This is a genomic window from Pseudomonas batumici, assembly GCF_000820515.1.
Taxonomy (GTDB): domain Bacteria; phylum Pseudomonadota; class Gammaproteobacteria; order Pseudomonadales; family Pseudomonadaceae; genus Aquipseudomonas; species Aquipseudomonas batumici.
In genome coordinates this window covers 20,838-27,881 of record NZ_JXDG01000080.1, presented here as the reverse complement: position 1 = coordinate 27,881, position 7,044 = coordinate 20,838, and the positions used below count along the sequence as shown (strand labels likewise).

Annotated in this window: 6 protein-coding genes; 3 read left to right on the top strand and 3 right to left on the bottom strand. The window is 59.6% G+C overall.

Annotated elements, in window-relative coordinates; genetic code table 11:
- Positions 1-112: 112 nt before the first annotated feature.
- Positions 113-1,291, bottom strand: a complete 1,179-nt coding sequence (locus UCMB321_RS27990; protein ID WP_040068688.1) for an acetyl-CoA acetyltransferase — start codon at positions 1,289-1,291, stop codon at positions 113-115.
- A 149-nt stretch (positions 1,292-1,440) separates the two neighbouring features.
- On the opposite strand from UCMB321_RS27990, the gene UCMB321_RS27985 reads away from it, so the two are divergent.
- On the top strand, positions 1,441-2,013 hold the full coding sequence (locus UCMB321_RS27985) for a LuxR C-terminal-related transcriptional regulator (protein ID WP_040068690.1): 573 nt from the start codon (positions 1,441-1,443) through the stop codon (positions 2,011-2,013).
- A 32-nt stretch (positions 2,014-2,045) separates the two neighbouring features.
- Here UCMB321_RS27985 and UCMB321_RS27980 read toward each other — a convergent pair whose 3' ends face one another.
- Positions 2,046-2,987, bottom strand: a complete 942-nt coding sequence (locus UCMB321_RS27980; protein ID WP_040068693.1) for a LysR family transcriptional regulator — start codon at positions 2,985-2,987, stop codon at positions 2,046-2,048.
- Between the two features lie 100 nt (positions 2,988-3,087).
- On the opposite strand from UCMB321_RS27980, the gene UCMB321_RS27975 reads away from it, so the two are divergent.
- On the top strand, positions 3,088-4,314 hold the full coding sequence (locus UCMB321_RS27975; protein WP_040068695.1) for an MFS transporter: 1,227 nt from the start codon (positions 3,088-3,090) through the stop codon (positions 4,312-4,314).
- 27 nt (positions 4,315-4,341) lie between these two features.
- Here UCMB321_RS27975 and UCMB321_RS27970 read toward each other — a convergent pair whose 3' ends face one another.
- Positions 4,342-5,142 (bottom strand): class I SAM-dependent methyltransferase, encoded by an 801-nt coding sequence (locus UCMB321_RS27970; RefSeq protein ID WP_040068697.1) that lies wholly within the window; start codon positions 5,140-5,142, stop codon positions 4,342-4,344.
- Positions 5,143-5,673: 531 nt separating this feature from the next.
- Here UCMB321_RS27970 and UCMB321_RS27965 point away from each other — a divergent pair.
- Positions 5,674-6,963, top strand: coding sequence for an MFS transporter (locus UCMB321_RS27965; RefSeq protein ID WP_040068698.1), 1,290 nt, complete (start codon positions 5,674-5,676; stop codon positions 6,961-6,963).
- Positions 6,964-7,044 lie beyond the last annotated feature (81 nt).

Below are 7,044 nucleotides of genomic sequence, written 5' to 3'. Positions count from 1 at the left end.
ACCAGGGCGACAAAAGTGCCATAGTTGGCGACCTGCCGCAGCCCCTCGAACAAGGCCGGCTGCTCCGGGCAGCGCAGCCCGGTATCTTCCAACCAGTTGGCGATATTCATGCTCAGCTCCTGCGTGCCTGAAGGACCGAGGCGTAGTTGGCGACCGCCATGCCGCCCATGTTGAACACCAGGCCGAACTCGGGATTCGCCGCGGCCAGGCCGATTGGCTCGCCGGTCAGTTGCCGAAAAGCCAGGGCATGCATCGAGACCCCGGTCGCCCCCACCGGATGGCCCTTGGCCTTGAGTCCGCCGGACAGGTTCACCGGCAGGCGACCACCCGGGCGCACAGTCCCGTCATCCAGGGCCCGATGCCCCTCGCCCCGGGGCGCCAGGCCCATGGCTTCATAGATCAGTAGCTCGGCGATGGTGAAACAATCGTGGACCTCGGCAAAGCCCAGGTCGCCCAGGGTCACACTGGCGCTGCGCAGGGCCGAGTGGATCGCGCGCTGCGGCCCTTCGAAGGCGAGGATGTCGCGGCGCGCTATCGGCAGCAGATCGTTGACCTGGGCCACCGAACGGATCAGTACCTCACGGCGAAACTGCCGGGCGCGCCTGGCCGAGGCCAGCACGATGGCCGACGCACCGTCGCTGATCAGCGAGCAATCGGTCAGGCGCAGCGAAGGCGCGACATAGGGATTGCTCTGGGAGACATTGTTGCAGTGTTCGAAATCCATCACCTTGTGCATCTGCGCCAGGGGATTGGCCATGGCGTTGGCGTGGTTCTTCGCCGCGATGGCGGCCATGGACGCCATGGGGCAGTGGTAGCGCTGGCGATACTGCTGCGCGGCGAGGCTGAACAGTTGCGGGAAACTGAGCCCGGCCTCCTCGCTATCGTTCTGGTAACCGGCGCCGGCCAGGGCGCGGGTGACCTCGGCCGTGGAGTTGCCGGTCATCTTCTCGGCGCCCACCACCAGCACCAGTTCGGCGGAGCCTGAGAGAATCGCGTTGATCCCCGCCTGGATGGCCGCCGCCCCCGAGGCACAGGCGTTTTCACAGCGGGTGGCCGGCTTGAAACGCAGCCCCGGGTCGGCTTGCAGCAGCAACGAGGCGGCAAACCCGTCCGGGACCATGCCCGAATTGAAATGCCCGAGGAACAGCGCATCGATTTCCGCAGCCTCTATCGCGGCGTCCGTCAGCGCCTGGCGGGTCACTTGAACGATCAGATCTTCCAGGGTGGAACCGGCAAGACGGCCAAAGGGCGAGTGGCCGGCCGCAACAATGGATACGCAATCATTCATCATGGTGATTTTCTTCTTGGTTTGAATCAGGCATTGATTACAATGGCGCACCGCCGGGATCGCTCGCCAGTTAGTACAATTACGTACTTGGGTACGTAGCCGACCCGAGGGCGATATCGCCCGTACAGGATCCCTACCGAGGCAGGATGCCAATGACCGTCTTCACGCAGCAACTGAAAGACCTTCAGCGCCTGGCATTCAAGGTGTCACCGGCAGCGCAACTGATCACCGGCGACCGCGTGATGCTCGACTGCAACGAAGCCTTCCTGGAATTGTTCGGCTATCCGCGCGAGGAGTTGCTCGGGCAGTTGACCTTGCTGATCTACCCGTCCCAGGCGGACTACAAGACCATCGGCAATCGCAGCCGCAACTGGTTGCTGTGCAGCAAGACCGGTTCCTACTCCGATGAGCGCTTCATGCAGCACAAGAACGGCGAGGTGTTCTGGGCCCGGTCGCAAGGCTATACCCTGACCCCGGACGATCCGTTCAAGCTGATGGTCTGGCACTTCGAGCGCCTGGACCGGGCGCACCACGCCACGGTGGACCTCACCCCCCGCGAACGTGAAGTGTCGATGCATATCGTCAACGGCCTGACCTGCAAGGAAGTGGCCAGGAAGCTGGCGATTTCCCACCGAACCGTGGAAGTCCACCGCGCCCGGTTGATGAAGAAGCTGCAGGCCAAGAACAGTGCGGAGTTGGTGTCGAAGATTATTTTTGTCGACTGACGCGTGAGTGACCGACAAAGCCCCTCTCCCCTTTAAAAACGCGGTACCTGCATGTCACGCAGCAGTTCCTCGCTAGCGTGACTGAAGCGCTCAATCAGAAAGTCCAGCAGCGCACGCACTCGGGGTACCTGGTAGCGGTTGGCATGCAATACGGCATAGACACCCGCCTCATTCACGCTGAAATCCGGTAACAGGGCTTTCAGTGTCCCGGCGCGGATATCCGCGGCAGCGTCCCAGATGGTCTTGCGTGCGATGCCGCGACCAGCCAGGGCCCAGGCTCGGGCCAACGCACCGTCGTTGGTTTCCCAGGCCTGCTCCGTCGGCACGATATGACTCCAGTGCTGCTCATCCACCACAAAGTGGAATTCATTCAAGGGCCCGGCCGAGGTCACCAGCACGATAAATTGATGGTCAACCAACTGCGCGGGGGTCGCCGGCTCACCCCGTCGTGTCAGATAGTCAGGTGAAGCACACAGCACCCGCCAGTTGGGCGCCAATTGCCGCGCGACCAGTGAGCCGTCGCTGGGCCGCCCGAAACGGATAGCCAGATCCACATCGTCCTGCAGCAGGTTCGACAGGGAGTCCGAGAGTGTCAGCGCGATGCTCAGTTCTGGATGCTGGTCGCAGAATATTTCAAGCCAATCGTTCAGCAGATTGCGCCCGAAATCGGCGGAGGCCGAAATCCGCACTTTTCCGCGCACGCCCTGCTGACTGGCTTGAAGCCCCGCCTCCGCGTCATCAATGGCGCGCAAGGCCACCCAACAATGTTGCAGGTAGAACCGCCCCTCGTCGGTCAGGCGCAATTGCCGCGTGGTGCGATCGAACAGCCTGGTTCGCAGCGCCATCTCCAGCTTGATCAGCCGTGCGCTCGCGGCGGCTGGAGAAAGCCCGAGCTTGCGCCCGGCCGCGGACAAACTGCCGAGACTCGCCGCCTCCGCGAACAAACGCATATCACCCAATCGGTCAGTTGCCATTTTAAATACAGATTTGAAAGACAGACAAAGAGTACGCCAATTATCAAATACAAGGAAAGCCAGCAGACTCGCCCTTCTTCCCGCAATCGAGGTGCAGACAATGACCGGCAAACAGAACGCAGGGCGCGCGACCGCTGCGGCCACCCCCGAGAGAATCCCCCTGGCCGCCCTGCTGGCACTGACCATGGCCAGCTTTATCGCCACCGCCAACGAAAGCGTACCTGCCGGCCTGCTCCCGCAGATCGCCCAAGGCTTTGGCATCTCACAAGCCTGGGCCGGTCAACTGGTCACCTTGTGTGCGCTGGGTTCAGGGTTGGCGGCGATTCCCTTGACCATCGCCCTCGCAAACTGGCGACGGCGCTCCGTCCTGTTGCTGGCGGGCGCTGCCTTTTTGGTCTGCAACGCCGTGACCGCGTTGTCACCTTATCTGTCGCTGACCCTGCTGGCGCGCTTTATGGTCGGCATCGCTACCGGCTTGGCCTGGAGCCTGCTGGCCGGTTATGCCCGGCGAATGGTGCCAGTGCCTTTGCAGGGTCGAGCCATGGCCCTGGCAATGCTCGGCATACCGCTGGCGCTGGCGTTTGGTGTCCCGCTCAGCACCTGGCTGGGTGCCCTGCTCGGTTGGCGTGGCGTATTCGGCGTGCTCTCCGGGCTCAGCTTGGTGCTGATGCTCTGGGTCCGGTTCAAGGTGCCTGATTATCCCGGCCAGGCGAGCGTCCGACGGCTGCCGATGCGCAAGGTCCTGAACATCCCCGGCGTACGTCCGATACTGGTCGTGATGCTGTTCTGGATCATGGCCCACTACACCCTTTACACCTACATCGCGCCGTTTCTAGCCGCCCTCGGACTGGGCGATCGACTGGATTGGGCGTTGCTGACGTTCGGCGTGGCCGCGTTGGGCGGTATCTGGATAACCGGCCTGCTGGTGGATCGCTGGCTGCGTCGCCTGGTGTTGCTCAGCCTCGGGGCGTTCGCCCTGGTGTCGCTGATGCTGGGTTTCAGCGGCGCACCAGCGGGCGTGACCTTTATTGGCATCGCAGTGTGGGGACTGAGTTTCGGCGGTTCGCCGACACTGCTGCAGACCGCCCTGGCGGACGCAGCCGGCGACGGTGCCGATGTGGCGCAGTCGATGCTGGTGACCGTCTTCAACCTCGCATTTGCCGCCAGTGGCGTGCTCGGGGGCCTGCTCCTGGAAACCCTGGGGACCGGAGTTTTTCCCTGGGTGTTGATGGGCATGCTGTTGGTTGCGCTGATCGTGGCGTCCGCGGCCAAGGAACATGGGTTCAAGGCTGGCCGAAGGGCATCGACGCGACTGGAACTTCAGTGATTGCTCAACCGGTTATCGGGTCCAGGGCTACATCTTGATGGCCGTCAGGATGTAACACATCGGCACGTCCCAATAACCTTGCTCATAGATGTCATAAAGCTCTTCTCTGTTGGAGTGCGGATACTCCGAGAAATGGCTGATGCGCAAACCGGCACGGATAGCGCCCGTGATGATTTCACCCAGGCCATGGGGGTGCCAGTAGCTAGTTACTCCGTTGGCCTCTCCTTGGCCTTCGTAAACGATGACTTTGTCTTCAACCACTGGCCCTGCCTGGAAGTAGGAGCTGGCGACTCTCCAGGGGTCGGTAGATTCAGGGTCCAGCATCTCCAGGAAGGGATGTGTTTCGTAGATCACCATCGTGCCGCCCGGCCTGAGGGTCTTTGCCGCGTGCGCAAAGAAGGCCTTGATGTCTGGCATCCAATTCAGGACCCCAATGGTGATCAGTGCGACATCGAAAGCTTCGTAAAGGTTGGCGGGCAGCTCATGCACGTCCGCTTCGACGAATGTCGGGGTATGTGGCGATCGGGCGGTCAGCTCAAGGGCCTGATCGAGGAACGCGGCGGCCTGGTCCACGCCCACGACGGATCGTGCACCCAAGGCAAACAACGAAAGTGACTCGCGACCGTTGTTGCAGCCCAGTTGGATAACATCCTTGCCTGCAAGACCTATGTCACGCAGTTGCTCAGTCAAGGTTGCATCCAGGCAGGAAAAATCCGGAGTGCCAGCGGACTCGACAAGACTCTTCCAGGTGCGACTGCTTCTGTGGTGCTCGGCAGAAGCGTTCCAGGCGTCTCGATTGCTGGCAATGACGCTCTTGGCAGATGGCATGTTCTAGTTCCCTTAGAGTGATTCGTCGTTTGTAGTCAATCTTGACCGAGTTGTCTGGCCTGCGGCTCACCCGCAGGTCGGCACCGGTCATCCAGTCGGTCTAATTCGGAGTTGAAAGATCCTCAAAGGGTACGTCAATTATCAAATGCAAGGAAGGCAGCAAGGCTCGCGCCTCTCTGGACTATCAGGGGCGCACCGTGGCTTCCCAAAGGGGACAGATTTATTTTTTCAGCTTCGTTCTTTTCGTTGGTCTCCTTTTCATTGAAATCTGGAAGTGTTTTTCAGAGTTCCCTTAGAGAAAACACCAATCTGCCGTTGACGAACAATACGGAGCGCGTTACGTTAAATTTTATGAACATATTTTTCGTCACCACCACGACAACCACCACCACGACCGCCATCGGCGGGCCGCGGGGAGGTTGTGCGCTCTAAACACTTGCCACAATTTAACCGAAAGGCCCCGCCGGAAACGGACGGGGCTTTTTTGTGCTTTTCGTCCTTCCGGTCCATAAAAACATCAGGGAGAGAAGGATGGACGATTTTGATCATCGCGCATTGAGAAATAAACTCGATTTGCGACGAGTTCGGTCTGCGAGTGACGCCATGCAATCAACGAAGGTTGGCCGGGCTTCGCGGCATTTTGATCGAATTACCGGCGGAGTCGGCTTAGCAACAACGGTCCTGCTCTTTCTGCAGTTTCTCGTTAACCTCTCGGTGTTCGGGTCTTTTCCGCTGCTGGCTGCCTTTCTGAGTGTCGAGCGACATTTGAGCTCCGGCGACATCGCGAGCGTACTCACCGTGAGCCTGCTGTCGAGTCGGCTGTTGCCGCTTATTCTAGGATCCGCTACCGACCGCTTCAGTAGCAGAGTGCTGGCTTCGTTAGGCCTGGTCTGCCGTGCTCTGGGTTTCATCGGTTTGGGCCATGTTCTCGATTTCCCCGCGTTGGCCGCATGTGCGTTCTTGGGTGGACTCGGCGCAGCCCTCTATGAAACGACCGCGTACTCCGTGTTCGGCACCCTCAAAACAGACATTCGTTCGCGTGTATTCGTCTTGAATAATCTTGTACTTAACCTGGGTGCGCTGGTCGGGCCAACAGTGCTGTTCGTACTGCCTGTCCATAGCGGCGCTTTTCCATTTGAGGTGAGCGGTTATATTTTCGCTGCGTTGGCTTTGGTGGCACCGTTCGCGGCTGTACGAAGGCGCGTGAATGAAAGACCGAGGCGCGGGGCCTCTGTGTTTTTTGATGCTTTCCACGACAGGCAATTTCGAAGACTCTGCCTCGCACTTATCCCGTTCTGGACCGTGTACACGCAAATTTATGTGTTCATCCCGCTGACTTTCGCTCAGGGAGTGTCAGGGTATAACGGTGTGCGACCGTTATACATCGCGAACGCCTTGTTCGGTGTCTTAACCGCGCTTCTGGGAATGCGATGGTTTCAACGCACGAAGTGGCAATCGCTGATGTCAATCGGTCATCTCGCGCTGCTCGCCTGTTTCGCACTGGCAGCGCTCATTTTCCTACGTGAATGGAACTCACAGCAGTCTCTGGTGATCCTCGTCGTCATCGCTTTAGTTTTCACCTTCGGCGAAAGCCTCATCTTGCCCGCGTCGAATATCGCTCTCGCTGAGCTCACAACCGAGAGCAACGCGGGAACCTATTTCGGCGCGTCAGCAGTCTCTTGGGCAATAGGTGGAGCATTGGGAAACTATCTGGGGAGTATGGGCGCACGATGGACGCCGATCAGCATGGGTTGGCTCGTCTTCGCCGTTGTCAGCATGGTTGGGTTGCTTTGTTTCAAGAGGTTTGAGCATGCCAAATAGAGGGTGAGACAAGATAAGTGCAAAAGGTGACACTCATTAGCCAGTCATGGTTTGGAGGGTGAGCTTCAGCAAAGCCACGAC

Excerpts from the sequence above, each read along its gene's own strand:
- UCMB321_RS27975 (WP_040068695.1), top strand. The coding sequence starts at position 3,088 with ATGACCGGCAAACAGAACGCAGGGCGCGCGACCGCTGCGGCCACCCCC.
- UCMB321_RS27985 (WP_040068690.1), top strand. The coding sequence starts at position 1,441 with ATGACCGTCTTCACGCAGCAACTGAAAGACCTTCAGCGCCTGGCATTC.
- UCMB321_RS27970 (WP_040068697.1), bottom strand. The coding sequence starts at position 5,142 with ATGCCATCTGCCAAGAGCGTCATTGCCAGCAATCGAGACGCCTGGAAC.
- UCMB321_RS27990 (WP_040068688.1), bottom strand. The coding sequence starts at position 1,291 with ATGATGAATGATTGCGTATCCATTGTTGCGGCCGGCCACTCGCCCTTT.
- UCMB321_RS27980 (WP_040068693.1), bottom strand. The coding sequence starts at position 2,987 with ATGGCAACTGACCGATTGGGTGATATGCGTTTGTTCGCGGAGGCGGCG.
- UCMB321_RS27965 (WP_040068698.1), top strand. The coding sequence starts at position 5,674 with ATGGACGATTTTGATCATCGCGCATTGAGAAATAAACTCGATTTGCGA.